This window comes from Streptomyces caniferus, assembly GCF_009811555.1.
In the GTDB taxonomy this organism is placed as follows: domain Bacteria; phylum Actinomycetota; class Actinomycetes; order Streptomycetales; family Streptomycetaceae; genus Streptomyces; species Streptomyces caniferus.
In genome coordinates this window covers 277,099-296,767 of sequence record NZ_BLIN01000002.1, presented here as the reverse complement: position 1 = coordinate 296,767, position 19,669 = coordinate 277,099, and the positions used below count along the sequence as shown (strand labels likewise).

Here is a 19,669-nt window from a genome sequence, read left to right as displayed (position 1 = left end):
CTATACCGCCCAACAACCCACCAGACACCCCGATATGACCCCTCATCGCTTTTCGGACGCGGTGTTCCGGTTTGGTAGGTAGCGTCCGGATCAAGGCGTAGGTTCGCCCCAATCCTGGGGAGCAGAGCTGTGCAAGGCGCCGTCCCCGTGCTGGCATGCGCTCGTCATCCCACTCCTGGTGTTCCCGCAGCGCGGGCCTAGGACGACCGGAAGGAAAGCCCATGCTCAGCACGCTCAGTGCTGGTGCCGCAGTGGCATCGTTGCTCCTCGCCGGATCGGCATCCCCCACCACCGCCACACGGTTCGGCGACGACCCGCCGAGCGGCAAGATCACCATTACCGTCGCCACGGTCAACGGATCGGGCTGCAGACCCGGCAGCGCCGCCGTGGCCATCGCCCCCGACAACACCGCCTTCACCGTCACGTACAGCGAGTACCTCGCCCAGGCGGGCGCCGGCAGCAAGCCGACCGACTCCCGCAAGAACTGCCAGATAGCGCTCAATGTGCACGTCCCGCAGGGCTTCACCTACGCGATCGCCCGGGCCGACTACCGCGGCTACGCGTCCCTGGCCCGGGGGGCCAGGGGGCTGGAGCAGGCGGGCTACTACTTCCAGGGCCAGCAGCAGACGGCCCGTAAGAGCCACACCTTCACCGGTCCCTACGACTCCAACTGGCAGACCTCGGACGAGACCGACGTCGACGCGCTGGTGTACGCCCCCTGTGGCGAGGAGCGCTATTTCAACATCAACACCGAGATGAGGGTGGACGCCAAGTCGGCGGACCCGAAGGCCACCAGCTACATGGCCATGGACTCCACCGACGGCAGCATCAACACCGTCTACCACTTCGCGTGGAAGGAGTGCCCCGCACGCAAGTGAGCCCGGACGCCGGCCCGGGGACCCGTACAGCGCCGCGTACGGGCCCCGGGCCGGGCACGACGAAGGCCCCCGCACCGATGAGGTGTGGGGGCCTTTCGTCGTACGGAGCGTGCGGGCACGGGGAGCCCGGACGCGTCCCGTCGGCCGCCTAGCGCAGCCGGGCCATCAGGGCGTGCTCCACGAGCGTGATGAGCGCGCTCTTGGCCTCGCTGCGGTGCCGGGCGTCGGTCACGATGATCGGCGCGTCCGGGCCGATCTGCAGCGCCTCGCGCACCTCGTCGGGCGTGTAGGGCTGGTGGCCGTCGAAGCCGTTCAGAGCGATGACGAACGGCAGCCCGCTGTTCTCGAAGTAGTCGACCGCCGGGAAGCAGTCGGCGAGACGGCGGGTGTCGACCAGCACCACGGCGCCGATGGCGCCACGGACCAGGTCGTCCCACATGAACCAGAAGCGGTCCTGACCGGGCGTACCGAAGAGGTACAGGATCAGGTCCTGGTCCAGCGTGATCCGGCCGAAGTCCATCGCCACGGTCGTGGTCGTCTTGTCCGGCGCGTGCGTGAGGTCGTCGATCCCCGCCGAGGCGGAAGTCATCACGGCTTCGGTACGCAGCGGATTGATCTCTGAGACGGCCCCGACGAACGTGGTCTTGCCCACGCCGAAGCCGCCCGCCACCACGATTTTCGCGGAGGTGGTGGAGCGGGCTGCACCGCTAGAGCTTGCGAAGTCCACTGAGCACCCTTTCGAGCAGTGTCACATCTGGCTGTCCGCCGGCGGTCTCGTCCCCGCCGGGCTGATGGATGGCGACGAGTCCGGCCTCCGCCAGGTCGGCGACGAGGATCCGGGCGACGCCGAGGGGGATGGAGAGAAGCGCGGAGATCTCGGCAACTGACTTGATCTCGCGGCAGAGGTGGCAGATGCGCTGGTGCTCCGGCAGCTGGCCCTGCATCTTCGCGGGGTCGGCGGTCGTGCTGACCAGTGCCTCGATGGCGAGCTGGTAGCGCGGCCTGGTCCGGCCTCCGGTCATGGCGTACGGGCGCACGAGCGGGTTGTTCGCGCCGCCCGTGGGGGCGGGCTCGGGAGCGCGCCGCTGCGGCTGCACCGGCTGGATGCGCGGTGCCTGCGGCTGGTCGTACACCGACGGCTCGTACGGCTGGGAGTCGTACGGCCGGGGCTGCTGCTGGGGGCGCTGCGGCTGCTGCGGTTGGGGCCGCGGCTGCCGCTGGCTCGGCGCAGACGGGAAGTTGAAGCGGTTGTGATGGGTCTCGCCCACAGGCCCGGACTCCTGCCCGGAACCATACGGGTATCCGCTCGGGGGCGTTGCCACGTCTCCTCCTCCAACTTGCCTGTCTGACGCCGGTCGCGCCACCGAACCATAAGGCGCGGTGGCGGGAAACGCACTGCCTGTCTTTTAGTTGAGAAGGCTGCCCTGCAGTTCGGCGCGCAGATCCGGCGTCAGCACCGTGCCCGCGCGGTCGACCAGCAGGGCCATCTCGTAGCCGACCAGGCCGATGTCGCACTCGGGGTGTGCGAGCACGGCCAGCGACGATCCGTCCGAGACGGACATGATGAAGAGGAAGCCGCGCTCCATCTCCACCACGGTCTGGTTGACGCTCCCGCCTTCGAAGATGCGGGAAGCGCCGGAGGTCAGCGAGGTGAGGCCGGAGGCCACCGCCGCCAACTGATCGGCTCTGTCACGAGGGAAGCCCTCGGACATGGCAAGGAGCAGCCCGTCCGCGGAGACCACGACCGTGTGGGACACCCCGGGGGTGTTGTCCACGAAGTTGGTGATCAACCAGTTCAGATTCTGCGCCGCCTGGCTCATCGGGCTCACACTAACGCTCCTGATCGTAGGTGCTGCCGGGGCCGTAGCCCTGTTGGTCATTCTGGGGGACCCCGGAGGGGTCCGTGCCGACGTTGCGTCCCTGCTGGACACCGCGGCGCAGGTTACTCAGCCTGCCGCGGACGTCCTCCGGGGCGCGGGAGACCTGGGGGCCGCCCTGCGGCGTCTGCTCCGCGGCACCTTCGACCAGGTTGGCCTTGGGCACCCGCCGGGGGAGACCGGAGGAGGTGACTCCGCCCGCCTTCGGCTCGCGAAGCTGCTCCGCCCTCTCCCAGCGATCATCGTTGGAGCTGCGCCAGTCGGAGCCGTCCTGGCCGGTCTCCGGCGTGCTCCGCTGCTGCTGCACCTGCGGTGCCTGCTGGTCGCGGCCTCCGCGGCGCGGAAGGCCGGCGTCCGTCAGCGAGGGGGCGTCGCTCGGTGTGGGGCCCGGACGCTCGAATGGTACGCGCTCGGGGGCGTCAGCGGGAGCGGCAGTTGTATTCCGGTCGGATTCCGCTTCGGTCCCGAAGTAGCCCTCGAATGCGGGACGTTCGGGCCATTCGTCCGCCTGTGCCGCTTCGTGGGAGGGGAAAGGCTGCTGGCCCGTGGTCTCCGCGAAGCTCGGGTCGCCGAATGCCTGGTTGCCGTGCGACCGGTCGTCGTAGAGCGGTTGATCGGCTTCCGCATATGCCTGGGACGGGTAGTCCTGGTAGGCACCGCCGGACGATACCTCGTCACGGAAGAGCGGACGCTCACCGCCCTGGTACTCGGCGGCCTGGTCACCGCCCGTCTGGGCCTCCAGGGCTGCCCGGCGCTCCTCGCGGAGCAGCGAGCGGCCCATCATGTCCAGGTCCGCGCCGTCCGTGCGGCCGTAGTGGCTGTCGTCGAAGCCCAGCTCGGCGGCGGTGCGCTGATGGGGCTCGAACGAGGCCTGCTGATGCTCCGGAACGATCCGGGAGACCGTGAAGTCGTCCTCGTACTGCTCCTCGCCGCCACCACCGTGGGTGATCGCCTCGGGCAGCATGACCAGGGACGTGGTGCCCGCCTGCTCGCCGGAGGGGCGCAGCTGCACCCGGATCCCGTGCCGGTCGGCCAGCCGGCCGACCACGAACAGGCCCATGCGCTGGGAGATCGCGGCATCCACGCTCGGCGGGTTGGCCAGCTTGTGGTTGATGTCCGCGAAGTCCTCGGGGGTGAGCCCGATGCCCTTGTCGTGGATCTCGATCATCACCCGGCCGTCGGGCAGCCGGGTCGCGGCGACCCGCACCTTCGTCTGCGGGGAGGAGAACGTGGTGGCGTTCTCCAGCAGCTCGGACAGCAGGTGCACGAGGTCGGTCACGGCGGTGCCGTGGATCTCGCTCTCGGGGACGCCGGTGAGTTCTATTCGCTCGTAGGACTCGACCTCGGAGGTCGCCGCCCGCAGGACGTCGACCAGCGGCACCGGCTGGTTCCAGCGGCGGCCGGGCTCCTCGCCCGCGAGGATGAGGAGGTTCTCGCCGTTGCGCCGCATACGGGTGGCGAGGTGGTCGAGCCGGAAGAGGCTCTCCAGCTGGTCCGGGTCCGCCTCGTTGTTCTCGAGGTCGGTGATCAGCTCCAGCTGGCGCTCGATCAGACCCTGGTTGCGGCTGGAGAGGTTGGTGAAGATCGCGTTGACGTTGCCCCGCAGCAGCGCCTGCTCGGCGGCGAGCCGGACGGCCTCGCGGTGCACCTGGTCGAAGGCGCGGGCGACCTCGCCGATCTCGTCGGTGGTGGAGATCGGGATGGGCTGCACCCGGGTGTCGACCCGGCCCGGGTCGGTCCGCGAGAGCTGGTCGACCAGCATCGGCAGCCGCTGCTCGGCGATGCCGAAGGCGGCGGTGCGCAGCTGGCGCATGTTGCGGCTCATCCGGCGGGCCATGAGACCGGCCACGATGAACGCGATGATCAGCGCGGCCAGCACGATGCCGGAGTCGACGAAGGTGGACTGCCGGGCGTCCTCGGAGATCTGGGCCGCCTCGTTCACGGCCTTGTCCGCCAGGTCCTTCTCGATGGACCGGTACATGTCGAACTTGCCGGTCGCAGCCGCGAAGTAGCTGTCGGAGGTGATGCCGCGGACGCCGAGCGTCTCCGGCGCCGCGCCGGTGGCCATCAGCGTGGACATCTGGTCGATCGACGGCGGGGTGCGGAACGGCCGGCCTGCGGCCTGCGCCTGCGCCTTTGCCCGTGCGACCTTCTGCTGCGCGGCCTGCTTGAGCGCCCCGGCGTCCCTGGTCAGCCGCTCGACGTCCTCGGGCGTACCGCCGGAGGTGTACTCGCCGATGGCGATGCCCTCCAGGTAGCGGTACGACGCGAAGGCGGTCAGCTGGAGCTTGTGCTCCTTGCCGCCCTGCGGGGTCGCCGGGTCCACCAGGAGGTGGGTGCCGATGGAGCGCTCGAGCGACTCGGCGGCCTTGGCCAGCGCGATGGCGTAGACCGTACGGCCGTAGGAGGTGATGTTGCCGGTGCCCAGGCCGAGTTCGTTGGCGAACTCCATCAGCGGGTGCTGGACCTCGACATAGCCCTCTTCGGTCTGCACGCCGTGCAGCCGGGAGGTGTAGGCGGCCTGGCGCAGCTTCTGGAGCTTGGGCTCGACCTTCTCGAACGCGGCGAGACGGCGGTTGAGGCCCGGCTTGTCCGGAACGGCCTTGGCGGCCTGGTGGAACGTGTCGGCGGCGGCGTCGGTGGTGTCCCGCGCCTGCTGGACGACCGGGTCGTCCTTCTTGCCCTTCAGCAGCGGCGCCGCGGTGCGGTCGCGCTCGTCGATCAGCGCGGTGCTGTAGGAGAGCGCGGCGCGCACCAGCTTCGCGGTGTTCTCCGCGTCCTGTGCTTCCTGCCAGGTGCCGAACGAGCTGTCCACCCGCAGACCGCCGAAGACCAGGGCGACCATCACGGGGATCAGCAGAATGGCGTTCAGGCGGGTCGCCACGCGCCAGTTGCGCGGGGAGTACTTACCACCACTGACCGGAGGCTTCGCGACCGTACTTTCGGGCGCGTCGGAAGCCGGTAGGCCACCTCTGGGTGGCGGGGTGAAGTTGCCCCGCCGCGATTCCTGCGGCTCGGGGCTCGCCTTGCTTCGCCTCACTCGACCAACAACCTCTCGGCGCCGGCACTGATTTGCTGTGCCGTTTCTTCTGGGCGTTCCTACTCCGGAGTTCAGCGAATTTCAGCACGTCAGGGCGGTGCGTTCCAAACACTGGGGAAAGCTGGAGCGGGGCCGAAAGGGCTTGAGATAAAAGGGGCGTTAAGGGCGAGCGACGCCAAAATGCAGGAGAATTGTGAGCGCAGCGAAGCCGGGCATGCGCGCGGGGTGTCGAAAGCCCGCTGATTCACTGTCGAAACGTTATGAAGCAAATTTGTGGGCGTGTCGAAGGACACAGATCCACTCACGGATGCCGGGAACCCGGCCGGGGCAGGCTGCGCGGCCCCACCGGTGACATGCGCTGTACGGCCCGCTCCGGACGCCGGGCGGGCCGTCCGCGCCTTACTTCAGCCGGGCCATCAAAGCGTGCTCCACGAGCGTGATGAGCGCGCTCTTGGCCTCGCTGCGGTGGCGGGCGTCGGTCGTGATGATCGGGGCCCCCGGGCCGATCTGCAGCGCCTCGCGCACCTCGTCCGGCGTGTAGGGCTGGTGGCCCTCGAAGCCGTTGAGGGCGACGACGAACGGCAGCCCGCTGTTCTCGAAGTAGTCGACGGCGGCGAAGCAGTCGGCGAGACGGCGGGTGTCGACCAGGACCACGGCGCCGATGGCGCCACGGACCAGGTCGTCCCACATGAACCAGAAGCGGTCCTGACCGGGCGTACCGAAGAGGTACAGGATCAGGTCCTGGTCCAGCGTGATCCGGCCGAAGTCCATCGCCACGGTCGTCGTGGTCTTGTCCTGGACGTGGCTGAGGTCGTCGATCCCCGCCGAGGCGGAGGTCATCACGGCCTCCGTACGCAGCGGATTGATCTCTGAGACGGCCCCGACGAACGTGGTCTTGCCCACGCCGAAGCCCCCCGCCACCACGATCTTGGCGGAGGTCGTGGCGCGGGTGCTGTTCCCGTCGGAGCTGCTGTCAGAGCTTGCGAAGTCCACTGAGCACCCTCTCGAGCAAGGTCACGTCCGGCGTGCCGCCGGCCTCACCGCTGCCACCGGGCTGGTGGATCGCCACCATCCCGGCCTCTGCCAGGTCCGCGACCAGAATGCGTGCCACACCCAGCGGGATGTGCAACAGCGCGGAGACCTCGGCGACCGACTTCACCTCACGGCACAGGTGGCAGATCCGCTGGTGCTCGGGCAGCAGCCCGGGCAGCTGAGAGGGGTCGGCGGTCGTGCTGACCAGCGCCTCTATGGCGAGCTGGTAGCGCGGCCTGGTCCGGCCTCCGGTCATGGCGTACGGGCGCACCAGCGGCTGGTCACCTTCGCTCCCGTACGGCGCTTGGCTGTAGGCGCCGTACGGGCCGGAAGTGGCAGGTGGCGGGGTCATGGGTCCTCCGGGCGGGACAACTGACTGTCGTCGGGTGGGGCCGGTGGGGGGTGCGGCACATGGATGGTGGGTTGCTGAACCGTGGGGCGCTGCGGACGCCGCCTCAGTGCAGCAGGCTGCCCTGCAGTTCGGCGCGCAGATCGGGCGTCAGGACCGTGCCTGCGCGATCGACCAGCAGCGCCATTTCGTAGCCGACCAGGCCGATGTCGCACTCGGGGTGCGCCAGTACGGCCAGTGACGATCCGTCCGAGACGGACATGATGAAGAGGAAGCCTCGCTCCATCTCCACAACGGTCTGGTTGACCGTCCCGCCCTCGAAGATGCGGGACGCGCCGGAGGTCAGCGAGGTCAGGCCGGAGGCCACCGCCGCCAACTGGTCGGCACGGTCGCGGGGGAAGCCCTCGGACATGGCGAGGAGCAGTCCGTCCGCGGAGACCACCACCGTGTGCGACACCCCTGGGGTGTTGTCCACGAAGTTGGTGATCAACCAGTTCAGATTCTGCGCCGCCTGGCTCATCGGACTCAACTAACGCTCCTGCTGGTGTGTGGGATCGACAATGCCGTGATTGCCGGTGGACGACGTCCCGGCCTGACGGCCTTGCTGGATACCCCGACGGAGATTGGTCAGCCGCCCCCGCACATCGCCGGGCGCACGCGAGACCTGCGGACCGCTCTGGGTGGACTGCTGCTGCGCGGTGCCCGCGACGAGGTTCGCGCGCGGGACCCGGCGGGGCAGCCCCGAGGTGGTGATCCCGCCCGCGGCGGGCTGGCGGATCTGCTCCGCCTGCCGCCAGGTCTCGTCGTTCGGCGAGCTGCGCCACTGCGAGGCCTCGGCGGGCGCCGCGTTGCGGGCACCGTTGACCGGTGCCTCGCCGCGGGCGCCGTCGCGCGCCCCGCCCTGGGCGGACCCACGGCGCGGCAGCCGCGAGGACTCGGGCTCGGGGGCATTCTGGGGCGCCACCCCGGCAGCGGCGGCCGCGGGGGTGTTGAACCAGTTGGACTCGATGGTGTCGAAGATCGGCGTACGGCCGTCACCGGGACCGGCGTCCGCGCCGCCGAGCACATCGGCGGACGGCGCACCGCTCTCCTGCGGCTGCTGCACCGGGAACTGCCCGGTGCCCTGCGACTCCTCGGCGTACGCACCACGGTCGGCGTCCGGCCGCTGGTACTGGCCGGTGTCGCTGTCGGACCGCTGGTACTGGCCGGTGTCGGCGGCCGGGCGCTCGTACTGCCCGGTGTCGCTGTCCGGCTGCGGGAACTGGCCCGTCTCGTACTGGCCGGTGTCGTACCGGTTCGTCTCGTACTGGCCCGTGTCGCTGCTCGGCAGGGCGAACTGCCCGGTGTCAGCGGGCCCGTCGCCCGCACCCCGGCCGGCCGGACGCGCGCCCTGCGGGCCGCGCCCGCCCTGGGAGCCGTCCGCGGCGGGCGGCGGACCGTTGAAGTCGGGACGGGCGAACGCCGCGGTGTCACCGGGGCCGCCGCTCGGCGCGGGCCGCTCGAAGCTGCCGGTGCTCTCCGGCTCCTCGTGGCCACGCGGCTGGTCCTGCGCCTCGCGGGGCGCCAGCGGCCAGTCGTCGGAGGCGCCGCGCTCACGGCGGGCACCCCAGCTCGTACCGCCCGGCTGCTGAGTGTCCTGACCGCCCCGGCCACCCTGGCCGTCGGCGGGCGAACGGCCCGGCAGCTCGGCCGCGGGGCCCCGCGCCGGCAGCTGCGGGCGCTCCTCGCGGCGCGGTGCGCCGGTGGGCGGTGCCACGGTGGGCGCCGGACCGCTGTCCGCGCCGCGGGTGGGCAGCGAGGGACGCGAGGCACCGGGGCGGCCGGCGGCCGGGCGGGCCTCCCCGCCGCGTGCCGGGGCGCCGGGCGCACCCGCGCCGGGAGGTGCCGTACGACCGGTCGGTGCCGCGGCACCGAAGGCGTTCGGCGCACCGCCGCCGGGGCCGCCGCGGCCGGGCAGCGCGGGGCGCCCGCCGGCCGAGGGGCCCGAACCGACCTGGCCGCGCGGCTGCAGCCCCGCGAGCCTGCTGGAGGGCTGGCCGCCGACCTCGCCGGAACCGCCCTTGGCGTTGCTCGGCGCCGGCTTCTTGCCGCCCTGGGCGAGGTCGACCGGCAGCATGACCAGCGCGGTGGTGCCGCCGGAGTCGGAGGGCCGCAGCTGGATACGGATGCCGTGTCGCAGCGACAGGCGGCCGACCACGAACAGACCCATGCGCCGGGACACCGAGACGTCCACGGTCGGCGGGCTGGCCAGCCGCTCGTTGATCGCCGAGAGGTCCTCGGGGGACAGGCCGATACCGGTGTCGTGGATCTCGACCAGCACCCGGCCGTCGGGCAGCGCGTGACCGGTGACCTTGACCTTGGTCTGCGGGGAGGAGAACGAGGTGGCGTTCTCCAGCAGCTCGGCGAGCAGGTGCACGAGGTCGTTGACGACCCGGCCCGCGACCTCGGTCTGCGGAACGGCGTTGAGCTCGATCCGCTCGTACTGCTCCACCTCGGAGGCGGCGGCACGCAGGACGTCGACCAGCGGCACCGGCCGCGTCCACCGGCGTCCCGGCTCCTCACCGGCGAGGACCAGGAGGTTCTCGCCGTTACGGCGCATACGGGTGGCGAGGTGGTCGAGCTTGAAGAGCGAGGAGAGCTGGTCCGGGTCGGCCTCGCGGGACTCCAGTTCGGAGATGAGCGAGAGCTGACGCTGGATGAGGCCCTGCGAACGGCGCGAGAGGTTGGTGAACATCGCGTTGACGTTGCCCCGCAGCAGCGCCTGCTCGGAGGCGAGGCGGACCGCCTCGCGGTGCACGTCGTCGAAGGCCGCGGCCACCCGGCCGATCTCGTCCCGGCTGTGCACACCGACCGACTGGACGGAGGTGTCCACGTCCTGCGGGTCGGACTCGGAGAGCTGCTTGACGAGTTCGGGCAGCCGGTCCTGGGCGACCTTCTGCGCGGTGTCCTGCAGCCGGCGCAGCGAGCGGACCATGGAGCGGGCCACGACGAACGCGCCGACCAGCGAGACGCCGAGGACGAGCAGGATCAGCGCACCGCTGATGATCGCGGACTGGGTGGCCTCGTTGCGCAGCTCGCGGGACTTCTGCTCCATCTCGGAGAGCAGCGTGGTCTCGATCCGCGACATCTCGTCGATCTTGACGGTGTCGGAGTCGTACCAGTCGAGGTAGCGGTAGTCCTGGCTGCGGATGCCGGAACCGCTGGCGAAGGCGCGGTGCGCGAAGGCGACCGCGGCCTTGATCTCGTCGTTGTTGCCGTCCAGACCGCGGGTGAGCGCGCCGGCGTTGTTGGTGTAGATCTGCGAGAAGCGGTCGCGGGCCGCCTTCTCGCTGTCCTCGGCGTTACGGCCGGCCAGCCGGTCGTTGGAGGAGAGCTGGGGGCCGCCCTTGTGGGCGAGGCCGGCGCTGACCAGGGCGCGCTGGATCGACGCGTACTCCTTGGCCGACGAGAACGCCGCCAGCGCACGGGTACTGCGGATCATCTCCGGGTTGCTGGTCGCCTGCGCCATGTCCTGGGACAGCGACAGCAGCGAGTTGATCAGCTGGTTGTAGCTGGTGACGGTCCGCGCGCTGTTGTCGCCGTCCTTGTAGGCGTTGCCGCGGATCTCGTTGAGGGTGTTGAGCTGGCGGCCGATCTCCAGGACGGTCGCGCGGACACCGGCCATGGTGGCGTCCTGGCCCTGGATGTCACCGGTGGCCTGGTTGAACGACAGCTTGGCGCGGTCGGTGGCCTCACGGGGCGCGATGACGTTCGCGTCGTCCTTGGTGTTGCCGCTGCCGGCCAGCGGACCGGCCGACTTGTCCCGCTCCACCTGCAACGCGTCGGCGAGCTCGGTCGCCTGCCGGGTCATCTCGGTGAGCAGCTGCATCTTGTCGAGCTGGTCGATGTTCTCCATCGACGTGCCGATGCGCATACCGCCCAGCGTGGTCGCGGCGACCACAGGCAGCGCGAGCAGGGAGACCAGGCGGGTGCTGATGCGCCAGTTGCGCAGCGCTATTCGCGAACCGGGGCCGCTGGAGCCCTTCGGCGCCTTGGGCTTACTGTCCGCGGCGTCATTGCCCGGCGCCTGGCCGCCTCCGTCGACGGGCAGAGTGCCCCCGGCGGAACCGTTGCTCTGGGCGCGCTGGGGCGAGGAGGCGCGGTCTGTCCCGCCGCGCAGCTCCGGGTCCGCCGCAGCGCTGCCATCCCTCTTGAAACGTCCCTGCACTAGCGTCGCAACCTCTGGACCAGGCGTCCCACCTCGGCGGGACGGTGTCGAGTCGTATGGGGGACCGCTGAGCCCCCCATGGCGGTCGTGAGTGACCGGCGGGCTGTCCTCTCTGGCCGAGAGAGCGGCACCACCGCGCGGCGCTACGTTGCGCCCTGCGCGCCGGCTGAAACGTGCGGCGGTCCGTGGAATTCCAGCACAGTGCAGGTTCTCCAACAAGAGCGGAGCCGGTCACTGTGACTTGGGTGACGCAATGTACGGAGCACGTCACGACTTGTAGAAAGTTCCCCTGTCGATAACGGACTTTTGCCCGCGAGTCGCTCGCTCATGGTGGCTGTCCCAGGTGCGGTGATCGGGAGCGGAACGTGCAGTTCAATCCGCCATTGTCCGTTTCGCCCAGGGATGTTGATCATGGGAAATGCGGCATTTGTCACACAGTTCGTGAGCAAACTCACAGGAAGATCGTTGAGTTCCCCCGCACTTCGCAGGGAATAGCGTGCATAGCCTGACGCTTTACACCGTTGCCGGATGTGACAAGGCAACTTTCCCCAGGCACTTCCCGACCTTTGATGACGCGAGGCATGCAGCAGTGAAGACGACGACGATGTTCCGCAACATAGCCAACCCGCGGCGCACCACCCTGGCCCACCTCAAGGACGCGGACGAGTTCACCACCGCGGCGCCCGAGACCCTGGAGCACACCGTCGACCTGCCGGCCCAGACCGCCAATCCCCGCCGCACCGTCCTGATGGACGCTCCCGAGCAGGGCGTCCCGGCGTAGGACGTCACCGGATCGGCAGCGGCCCCGCGATAGCCTGGAGTGTCAACTCCGGCCAGTGATCAATTGAGGGGCAGCGGCAACCCGTGCGCATCGCCAGATTCTCCATCGACGGCAACGTCGGCTTCGGCGTCCTCGAAGGCGACGAACTCGACGTCATCAAGGGGCATCCCTTCGCAGAATTCGAGCGCTCGGGCCAGAAGGTCCCCCTCGACAAGGTCCGGCTGCTGCCGCCGGTCCTGCCCAACAAGATCGTGGCGATCGGCCGCAACTACGCCGATCACGCCGCCGAGCTGGGCAACGACGTCCCGGACGTGCCGGTCACCTTCTTCAAGCCGTCCACCTCGGTGACCGGCCCCGGCGACCCCATCGCGTACCCCTCCTTCTCCCAGGAGGTGCACCACGAGGCGGAGCTCGCCGTCGTCATCGGCCGTATGTGCCGGGAGGTGCCCCGCGAGCGCGCCAAGGACGTCATCCTCGGCTACACCTGCGCCAACGACGTCACCGCGCGCGATGTGCAGCAGCGCGAGAAGCAGTGGGCCAGGGCCAAGGGCTTCGACAGCTCCTGCCCGCTCGGCCCCTGGGTCGAGACCGGGCTCACCCCCGAGGACATCGCCGCGGGCCTCGCCGTCCAGTGCACGGTCAACGGCGAACAGCGCCAGCTCGGCCGCACCAGCGACATGGTCCGCCCGGTGGAGGACCTGATCGTCCACATCACCGAGGCGATGACCCTGCTCCCGGGCGACGTCATCCTGACGGGCACCCCGGCCGGGGTCGGCCCCCTCAACGTCGGCGACGAGGTCGCCGTCACCATCGAAGGCATCGGCACTCTCACCAACAAGGTGATCAAGCGTGGCTAACGCGACCCCCGGCACCCCCGTCCGCGTCCGTTTCTGTCCCTCCCCGACCGGTAACCCCCATGTCGGCCTGATCCGTACCGCCCTGTTCAACTGGGCCTACGCACGGCACAACAAGGGGACCCTGGTCTTCCGGATCGAGGACACCGACGCGGCCCGCGACTCCGAAGAGTCCTACAACCAGCTGCTGGACTCGTTCCACTGGCTCGGCTTCGACTGGGACGAGGGCCCCGAGGTCGGCGGCCCGCACGCGCCGTACCGCCAGTCGCAGCGCATGGACCTCTACAAGGACATCGCCGACAAGCTCCTCGCCGCCGGCCACGCGTACCACTGCTACTGCACCACCGAAGAGCTGGACACCCGCCGCGACGCCGCCCGCGCCGCCGGCCGCCCCTCCGGTTACGACGGCACGTGCCGCACGCTCACCGACGAGCAGAAGGCCGCGTACGAGGCGGAGGGCCGCACCTCCATCGTCCGCTTCCGGATGCCCGACGAGCCGATCACCTTCCAGGACCTGGTGCGCGGCGAGCTGACCTTCACCCCGGAGAACGTCCCGGACTACGGCATCGTCCGTGCCAACGGCGCGCCCCTCTACACCCTCGTCAACCCCGTCGACGACGCCCTGATGGAGATCACCCACGTCCTGCGCGGCGAGGACCTGCTCTCCTCCACCCCCCGCCAGATCGCCCTGTACAAGGCGCTGATCGAGCTGGGCATCGCCAAGGACATCCCTGCCTTCGGCCATCTGCCCTACGTCATGGGCGAGGGCAACAAGAAGCTCTCCAAGCGTGACCCGCAGGCGAACCTCAACCTCTACCGCGAGCGCGGCTTCCTCCCCGAGGGCCTGCTCAACTACCTTGCGCTGCTCGGCTGGTCCTTCTCGGCGGACCAGGACCTCTTCTCCGTCCCCGAGCTGATCGAGAAGTTCGACATCGCGGACGTCAACGCCAACCCGGCCCGCTTCGACCTGAAGAAGGCCGAGGCGATCAACGCCGACCACATCCGCCGGCTGGACGTGAAGGACTTCATCACGGCCTGCGAGCCCTGGCTGAAGGCCCCGCACGCCAACTGGGCCCCCGAGGACTTCGACGAGGCGGCCTGGCAGGCCATCGCCCCGCACGCCCAGACCCGCCTCACCGTCCTCTCCGACATCACCGCCAATGTCGACTTCCTCTTCCGCAAGGAGCCGGTCGAGGACGAGGCGTCCTGGACGAAGGCGATGAAGGGCGACCCGGTCGCGCTGCTCACCACGGCCCGCGCCACGCTCGACGCCGCCGACTGGGCGGCCGGCCCCGAGCCCCTCAAGGAGGCCGTCCTGGCCGCCGGCGAGGAGCACGGCCTCAAGCTCGGCAAGGCACAGGCCCCCGTCCGGGTGGCGGTCACCGGCCGCACGGTCGGCCTGCCCCTCTTCGAGTCCCTGGAGATCCTCGGCAAGGAGCGCACCCTCCAGCGCATCGACGCGGCCCTGGCCAAGCTGGCCGGCTGACCCCGCAGCAGTGCCCACGGGCCCGGACGCCGCACGGCTTCCGGGCCCGTGGGCTGTCCGGGGCATTCGGTTACATTGCCGGTATGCCCGTTCGCGCCGTCCTCTGGGACCTCGACGACACCCTCTTCGACTACACCGGGTCGGACCGGGCCGGTGCGCTGCGGCACTTCCGGGCCGAGGGGCTCCTTCCCGCACACGGCCCCGCACACGGCGACGAGGAGGCCCTGGAGCGCTGGCGGGCGGCGATGGAGACCGAGTTCGCCCGTTTCCTCGCCGGCGAGGTGGGCTTCCTCGACCACCGCAGGGCCCGGGCCCGGACGTTTCTGGGAACCCCGCTCCTCTCCGACGCCGACGCCGATGCCTGGTTCGGCCGGTACATCGCCCATTACGAGGCGTCCTGGGTCCTCTTCCCGGACTCCGCGCCCGTACTGGAGGCGCTCGCGCCGCTGGTACGGCAGGCGGTGCTGTCCAACGCCTCCACCGCCAACCAGGAGCGCAAACTGGACGTCCTCGGCATCCGCGGGGCCTTCGAGACGGTGCTCTGCGCCGATGAGCTGGGGTACGCCAAGCCCGCCGCGGAGGCATTCCACGCCGCCTGTAAGGCGCTTGGCCTAACGCCCGGCGACGTGGTCTACGTGGGCGACAAGCTCGATATCGACGCGCTCGGTGCCCGCGACGCCGGGCTGGCCGCCGTATGGCTGGACCGTGCGGGCACTGGGGAGGAGGCCGGGGAGGAGCTGCCGCCGGGGGTGCGGCGGATCGCGGACCTGGCGGAGCTCCCCGAGCTGTTGCGCGAAGTTACCGGTTTTGGTGCGCCGTCCACGATCAGGTAATGTTCTTCCTGCGCCGCCCGAGAGGGCCGAAAGGCCCGGCCGGAAAGCGCAAACCAAACAAACCCCCCACGGGGGGTTGAGTTTTGGTGGGCTATGGTGTAATTGGCAGCACGACGGTTTCTGGTTCCGTTAGTCTAGGTTCGAGTCCTGGTAGCCCAGCAAGAGATCTTTCGGTCCACCATGACCGTGTGGAAGGTTTCTTGAGTGCAGTACTAGGGCCCCCGTTGTGTAGCGGCCTAGCACGCCGCCCTCTCAAGGCGGTAGCGCCGGTTCGAATCCGGTCGGGGGTACAGATCCTTCCTCTCCGTCTCCTTCGGGTCGCTCCCGGATGCGACGATGTAGAGCCCACGCGGCCCCGGTCGCGTGGAGGATCGCTAGGGCCCCCGTTGTGTAGCGGCCTAGCACGCCGCCCTCTCAAGGCGGTAGCGCCGGTTCGAATCCGGTCGGGGGTACTGGTCTAAACCACCATGGGCTATGGTGTAATTGGCAGCACGAGTGATTCTGGTTCATTTAGTCTAGGTTCGAGTCCTGGTAGCCCAGCGCGGTGTGTCCTCCGGACACTCAACTGCACGAAAACTTGCCCCCGTTGTGTAGCGGCCTAGCACGCCGCCCTCTCAAGGCGGTAGCGCCGGTTCGAATCCGGTCGGGGGTACAAGAAAGAGAAGCCCCCCGCATCATGCGGGGGGCTTCTTCGTGTCAACTCCCCTGGCCGAAGCGCCGGTTGGACTCCTCCGCCTCCGCCAGCCGGCGCAGGCTCAGCAGCACCGGCTCGTAGAGCACGGTCAGGGCCACCGCTGCCTCCAGCTGCTCCGTCGGCGACGTGAATTCCTCGACCAGATCCAGGTCGGCGACCGCCACGTGCGCCGCCTGCCGTGCGTAGGGCAGCAGATGTGCGGTGTCGCAGGCGTAGCCGAGGCGGTGCAGGGCGGCGATGGCGGCCACGAGCATCCGGAAGGCGGGGAACTCCTCGCGGATCTCCAGGCTGAACTGCCAGCCGGCCTGGCGCAGCAGCTCGGTGGCGGTGCGCCGGCCGACGGCGGTGGCCGGGTCGTTCTCGTCGGGCTCCGGGCCGTGGGGGAGTGCCCCGACGACCTCTCCCAGGCGGGAGAGCTGGTCGCGGGAGTCGTCCTCGACGGCGGCCAGTACCTCGCGGGCGGTGCTCACGGGGATCCGGCCGATCTGGATCAGCGCCCGGACCAGCCGCAGCCGTCGCAGGTGCTCCTCGTCGTACGCGGACTGGGTGGCGGTGATCCGGCGGCCCGGAGGCAGCAGCCGCTCCCGTAGGTAGTACTTGATCGTGGCGGTCGACACCCCGCTGCGCTCGCTCAGCTCCGCCAGTCGCATACCTCTTGCACCTTCCCTTGGAGAGTGTCACTATCCAATCATGGATAGTAAAGCTATCCAATGACCGAGGGGGCTGTCATGAGCGACGAGCCGGTGCAGGGACGGATGACGACGGACGGCGACCGGGAGGTGGTGGTCTTCCTCATCGGGATGCGGGTCAACAGCTGGCGCGCGGTGCGCAGTTGGCTTCCGGTGTTCCGGGCCATGCCGCGCATGCTCAAGGAGCTGGCGCGGGATCCGGACAGCGGGATGCTCGCCTACCGTCCGCTCGTCGGGCCGGGGAGGAGCTTTGGGGTCCTGCAGTACTGGGACTCGAAGGAGAAGCTGTTCGCCTACGCCACGGACCCCGACGGCGCGCACCGGCCGGCCTGGGCGGCATTCAACCGGCGGGCACGGGAGGGGCGGAACAAGGTCGGCTTCTGGCACGAGACCTATGTCGTCCCGGCGGGCTCGTACGAGAGCATCTACGTCAATATGCCGTCGTTCGGGCTGGGGAAGGCCCTGGGGACGGTGCCGGTCGGACGCCGCGGGGAGCGGGCGGCGGACCGGATGGCGGCCTGAGCGGCCGGGGCGGCCCCGCGCGGACCGTCCGCGCGGGGCCGCTCCTTTTCGTCGTCGTGACCGCAACCGGCCGCGGCTCCTGCCCGGCCGTGTCGCGGGGTGCTCAGCCGGTGCGCCGCAGGCCCTCGGAGAGGCGGGCCGCCGCGTCGATGACCGCCTGGGCGTGCATCCGGCCGGGGTGGCGGGTCAGCCGCTCGATCGGGCCGGAGACCGATACGGCGGCCACCACGCGGTTGGAGGGGCCGCGCACGGGGGCGGAGACCGAGGCCACGCCCGGCTCGCGCTCGCCGATCGACTGGGCCCAGCCCCGGCGCCGTACGCCGGACAGGGCGGTGGCCGTGAAGCGCGCGCCCTGCAGACCGCGGTGCAGCCGCTCGGGCTCCTCCCAGGCCATCAGGATCTGGGCGGCCGAGCCCGCCTTCATGGGGAGCGTGGAGCCGACCGGGACGGTGTCCCGCAGTCCGGACAGCCGTTCCGCCGCCGCCACGCAGATCCGCATATCGCCCTGCCGGCGATAGAGCTGGGCGCTTTCGCCCGTCACATCGCGCAGATGCGTGAGCACCGGGCCGGCCGTGGCCAGCAGGCGGTCCTCGCCGGCCGCCGCGGAGAGCTCGGAAAGGCGCGGGCCCAGGATGAACCGGCCCTGCATGTCCCTCGCCACCATCCGGTGGTGTTCCAGTGCCACGGCCAGCCGGTGGGCCGTGGGTCGTGCGAGCCCTGTCGCCGCGACCAGCCCGGCGAGGGTGGCCGGACCGGACTCCAGGGCACTCAAAACCAGAGCTGCCTTGTCGAGAACGCCGACGCCGCTAGAGTTGTCCATGCAACGATACTCGCGTCTCACACTGTGAAACGCAAGTTCAATTTTCCGGGGAAGTCGTCAATCTGTAGGTGTGGCCCTGGACCAGGGCCCGGCGTAAAGGCCCGGCACGGGGAGATCTACGGGCATCGCGCACAGACGAGAAAGGCCGGCACTGCGGCCGGCCGGAGGGAAAGCGATGGGACGGACACTCGCGGAGAAGGTCTGGGACGACCACGTCGTCCGGCGCGCGGAAGGCGAGCCCGACCTCCTCTTCATCGATCTGCATCTGCTGCACGAGGTCACCAGCCCGCAGGCGTTCGACGGCCTCCGCAAGGCCGGCCGCCAGGTGCGCCGTACGGACCTGACCATCGCCACCGAGGACCACAACACCCCGACCCTCGACATCGACAAGCCGATCGCCGACCCGGTCTCGCGCACCCAGCTGGAGACGCTGCGCAAGAACTGTGCCGAGTTCGGTGTCCGGCTGCATCCGCTGGGCGACGTCGAGCAGGGTGTTGTCCACGTCGTGGGACCGCAGTTGGGACTGACCCAGCCCGGCACCACCGTGGTCTGCGGTGACAGCCACACCTCCACCCACGGAGCCTTCGGCGCGCTGGCGTTCGGTATCGGCACCAGCCAGGTCGAGCACGTCCTGGCCACCCAGACGCTGCCGCTGGCGCCCTTCAAGACCATGGCGATCACCGTCGACGGCGAGCTGCCCGACGGCGTGACGGCCAAGGACCTCATCCTGGCGATCATCGCCAGGATCGGCACCGGCGGCGGCCAGGGCTACGTCCTGGAATACCGCGGCTCGGCCATCGAGAAACTGTCGATGGAAGCCCGGATGACCATCTGCAACATGTCCATCGAGGCGGGCGCGCGGGCCGGCATGATCGCCCCCGACGCGACCACCTTCGACTACCTGCAGGGCCGCGACCACGCCCCCCAGGGCGAGGACTGGGACGCCGCGGTCGCGTACTGGAAGACGCTGCGCACCGACGACGACGCGGTCTTCGACGCCGAGGTGCGCATCGACGCCTCCGCGCTGGCGCCGTTCGTCACCTGGGGCACCAACCCCGGCCAGGGTGCACCGCTTTCGGCGAGCGTCCCCGACCCGGCTTCGTACGAGGACGCCTCGGAGCGCTTCGCCGCCGAAAAGGCCCTGGAGTACATGGGGTTGACGGCGGGTCAGCAGTTGCGGGACATCAAGGTGGACACCGTCTTCGTAGGTTCGTGCACCAACGGCCGGATCGAGGACCTGCGCTCCGCGGCCTCCATCCTGGAAGGCCGCAAGGTCGCCGACGACGTCCGCATGCTGATCGTGCCCGGCTCGGTGCGGGTCTCCCTGGAGGCCGTGGCCGAGGGTCTGGACAAGGTCTTCACCGCGGCGGGCGCCGAATGGCGGCACGCGGGCTGCTCGATGTGCCTGGGCATGAACCCCGACCAGCTGGCTCCCGGTGAGCGCTCCGCGTCCACCTCCAACCGCAACTTCGAGGGCCGGCAGGGCAAGGGCGGTCGGACGCACCTGGTCTCGCCGCAGGTCGCCGCCGCAACGGCGGTTCTCGGCCATCTGGCCTCACCGGCCGATCTGTCCGCTGCCGACGTCGCCACGCCCGCGGGAGTCTGAA

The 19,669-nt window shown here is 70.0% G+C and carries 17 protein-coding genes and 5 tRNA genes; 12 read left to right on the top strand and 10 right to left on the bottom strand.

Going from position 1 to position 19,669, the window contains the following annotated elements; genetic code table 11:
- The first annotated feature begins 221 nt into the window (after positions 1-221).
- Complete coding sequence (locus Scani_RS03190) at positions 222-878, top strand: DUF4360 domain-containing protein (protein WP_159469792.1); 657 nt, start codon at positions 222-224, stop codon at positions 876-878.
- A 148-nt stretch (positions 879-1,026) separates the two neighbouring features.
- Here Scani_RS03190 and Scani_RS03185 read toward each other — a convergent pair whose 3' ends face one another.
- The 8 genes from Scani_RS03185 to Scani_RS03150 form a co-directional block, all read right to left on the bottom strand.
- On the bottom strand, positions 1,027-1,605 hold the full coding sequence (locus Scani_RS03185; protein WP_159469791.1) for a GTP-binding protein: 579 nt from the start codon (positions 1,603-1,605) through the stop codon (positions 1,027-1,029).
- The gene (locus tag Scani_RS03180; RefSeq protein WP_159469789.1) at positions 1,586-2,200 is read right to left on the bottom strand and encodes a DUF742 domain-containing protein; all 615 of its coding nucleotides are present in this window, start codon (positions 2,198-2,200) and stop codon (positions 1,586-1,588) included. Before Scani_RS03180 ends, Scani_RS03185 begins: the two co-directional genes overlap by 20 nt.
- An 84-nt stretch (positions 2,201-2,284) precedes the next feature.
- A complete protein-coding gene (locus Scani_RS03175) occupies positions 2,285-2,698 on the bottom strand; it encodes a roadblock/LC7 domain-containing protein (RefSeq protein WP_018087204.1) in 414 nt (137 codons plus the stop codon).
- 10 nt (positions 2,699-2,708) lie between these two features.
- Entirely contained in the window at positions 2,709-5,795 is a 3,087-nt protein-coding gene (locus Scani_RS03170; RefSeq protein ID WP_167538018.1) for a sensor histidine kinase, read from the bottom strand.
- Positions 5,796-6,194: 399 nt separating this feature from the next.
- On the bottom strand, positions 6,195-6,788 hold the full coding sequence (locus Scani_RS03165) for a GTP-binding protein (RefSeq protein WP_159469785.1): 594 nt from the start codon (positions 6,786-6,788) through the stop codon (positions 6,195-6,197).
- Positions 6,769-7,179 carry a DUF742 domain-containing protein gene (locus Scani_RS03160; protein ID WP_030087818.1) on the bottom strand — a complete coding sequence of 137 codons (411 nt, stop codon included), beginning with the start codon at positions 7,177-7,179 and terminating at the stop codon, positions 6,769-6,771. The genes Scani_RS03165 and Scani_RS03160 overlap by 20 nt, the downstream gene beginning before the upstream one ends.
- 103 nt (positions 7,180-7,282) lie before the next feature.
- A complete protein-coding gene (locus Scani_RS03155) occupies positions 7,283-7,696 on the bottom strand; it encodes a roadblock/LC7 domain-containing protein (RefSeq protein WP_018087200.1) in 414 nt (137 codons plus the stop codon).
- 9 nt (positions 7,697-7,705) lie between these two features.
- A complete protein-coding gene (locus Scani_RS03150) occupies positions 7,706-11,383 on the bottom strand; it encodes a sensor histidine kinase (protein ID WP_159469783.1) in 3,678 nt (1,225 codons plus the stop codon).
- 589 nt (positions 11,384-11,972) lie between these two features.
- Here Scani_RS03150 and Scani_RS03145 point away from each other — a divergent pair.
- From Scani_RS03145 to Scani_RS03105, 9 genes are all read left to right on the top strand, one after another.
- Positions 11,973-12,164 carry a hypothetical protein gene (locus Scani_RS03145; RefSeq protein ID WP_159469782.1) on the top strand — a complete coding sequence of 64 codons (192 nt, stop codon included), beginning with the start codon at positions 11,973-11,975 and terminating at the stop codon, positions 12,162-12,164.
- An 83-nt stretch (positions 12,165-12,247) separates the two neighbouring features.
- On the top strand, positions 12,248-13,021 hold the full coding sequence (locus tag Scani_RS03140; protein WP_159469781.1) for a fumarylacetoacetate hydrolase family protein: 774 nt from the start codon (positions 12,248-12,250) through the stop codon (positions 13,019-13,021).
- The gene (gltX, locus tag Scani_RS03135; protein ID WP_159469779.1) at positions 13,014-14,504 is read left to right on the top strand and encodes a glutamate--tRNA ligase; all 1,491 of its coding nucleotides are present in this window, start codon (positions 13,014-13,016) and stop codon (positions 14,502-14,504) included. The genes Scani_RS03140 and gltX overlap by 8 nt, the downstream gene beginning before the upstream one ends.
- Before the next feature lie 83 nt (positions 14,505-14,587).
- The gene (locus Scani_RS03130) at positions 14,588-15,337 is read left to right on the top strand and encodes an HAD family hydrolase (RefSeq protein WP_159469777.1); all 750 of its coding nucleotides are present in this window, start codon (positions 14,588-14,590) and stop codon (positions 15,335-15,337) included.
- An 87-nt stretch (positions 15,338-15,424) separates the two neighbouring features.
- Positions 15,425-15,496: transfer RNA gene (locus Scani_RS03125), tRNA-Gln, on the top strand.
- A 58-nt stretch (positions 15,497-15,554) separates the two neighbouring features.
- Positions 15,555-15,627 (top strand) — tRNA-Glu (locus tag Scani_RS03120).
- A gap of 89 nt (positions 15,628-15,716) precedes the next feature.
- A tRNA-Glu gene (locus Scani_RS03115) sits at positions 15,717-15,789 on the top strand.
- A 16-nt stretch (positions 15,790-15,805) separates the two neighbouring features.
- A tRNA-Gln gene (locus Scani_RS03110) sits at positions 15,806-15,877 on the top strand.
- 39 nt (positions 15,878-15,916) lie between these two features.
- A tRNA-Glu gene (locus Scani_RS03105) sits at positions 15,917-15,989 on the top strand.
- A gap of 44 nt (positions 15,990-16,033) precedes the next feature.
- Here Scani_RS03105 and Scani_RS03100 read toward each other — a convergent pair.
- On the bottom strand, positions 16,034-16,681 hold the full coding sequence (locus Scani_RS03100; protein ID WP_159469775.1) for a MerR family transcriptional regulator: 648 nt from the start codon (positions 16,679-16,681) through the stop codon (positions 16,034-16,036).
- Between the two features lie 78 nt (positions 16,682-16,759).
- Between Scani_RS03100 and Scani_RS03095 the strand changes: the two genes are divergently transcribed.
- Complete coding sequence (locus Scani_RS03095) at positions 16,760-17,242, top strand: DUF4188 domain-containing protein (RefSeq protein ID WP_159469773.1); 483 nt, start codon at positions 16,760-16,762, stop codon at positions 17,240-17,242.
- 103 nt (positions 17,243-17,345) lie between these two features.
- On the opposite strand, the gene ndgR is transcribed toward Scani_RS03095, so the two are convergent.
- Complete coding sequence (ndgR, locus tag Scani_RS03090; RefSeq protein ID WP_159469771.1) at positions 17,346-18,062, bottom strand: IclR family transcriptional regulator NdgR; 717 nt, start codon at positions 18,060-18,062, stop codon at positions 17,346-17,348.
- Between the two features lie 175 nt (positions 18,063-18,237).
- Here ndgR and leuC point away from each other — a divergent pair, with 175 nt between their 5' ends.
- Positions 18,238-19,668, top strand: coding sequence for a 3-isopropylmalate dehydratase large subunit (gene leuC / locus Scani_RS03085; RefSeq protein WP_159469769.1), 1,431 nt, complete (start codon positions 18,238-18,240; stop codon positions 19,666-19,668).
- Position 19,669: the final 1 nt, after the last annotated feature.

Coding starts and splice junctions, on each gene's coding strand:
- Scani_RS03190 (WP_159469792.1), top strand. CDS start 222: ATGCTCAGCACGCTCAGTGCTGGTGCCGCAGTGGCATCGTTGCTCCTC.
- Scani_RS03175 (WP_018087204.1), bottom strand. CDS start 2,698: ATGAGCCAGGCGGCGCAGAATCTGAACTGGTTGATCACCAACTTCGTG.
- Scani_RS03160 (WP_030087818.1), bottom strand. CDS start 7,179: ATGACCCCGCCACCTGCCACTTCCGGCCCGTACGGCGCCTACAGCCAA.
- Scani_RS03155 (WP_018087200.1), bottom strand. CDS start 7,696: ATGAGCCAGGCGGCGCAGAATCTGAACTGGTTGATCACCAACTTCGTG.
- Scani_RS03130 (WP_159469777.1), top strand. CDS start 14,588: ATGCCCGTTCGCGCCGTCCTCTGGGACCTCGACGACACCCTCTTCGAC.
- Scani_RS03100 (WP_159469775.1), bottom strand. CDS start 16,681: ATGCGACTGGCGGAGCTGAGCGAGCGCAGCGGGGTGTCGACCGCCACG.
- Scani_RS03095 (WP_159469773.1), top strand. CDS start 16,760: ATGAGCGACGAGCCGGTGCAGGGACGGATGACGACGGACGGCGACCGG.
- ndgR (WP_159469771.1), bottom strand. CDS start 18,062: ATGGACAACTCTAGCGGCGTCGGCGTTCTCGACAAGGCAGCTCTGGTT.
- leuC (WP_159469769.1), top strand. CDS start 18,238: ATGGGACGGACACTCGCGGAGAAGGTCTGGGACGACCACGTCGTCCGG.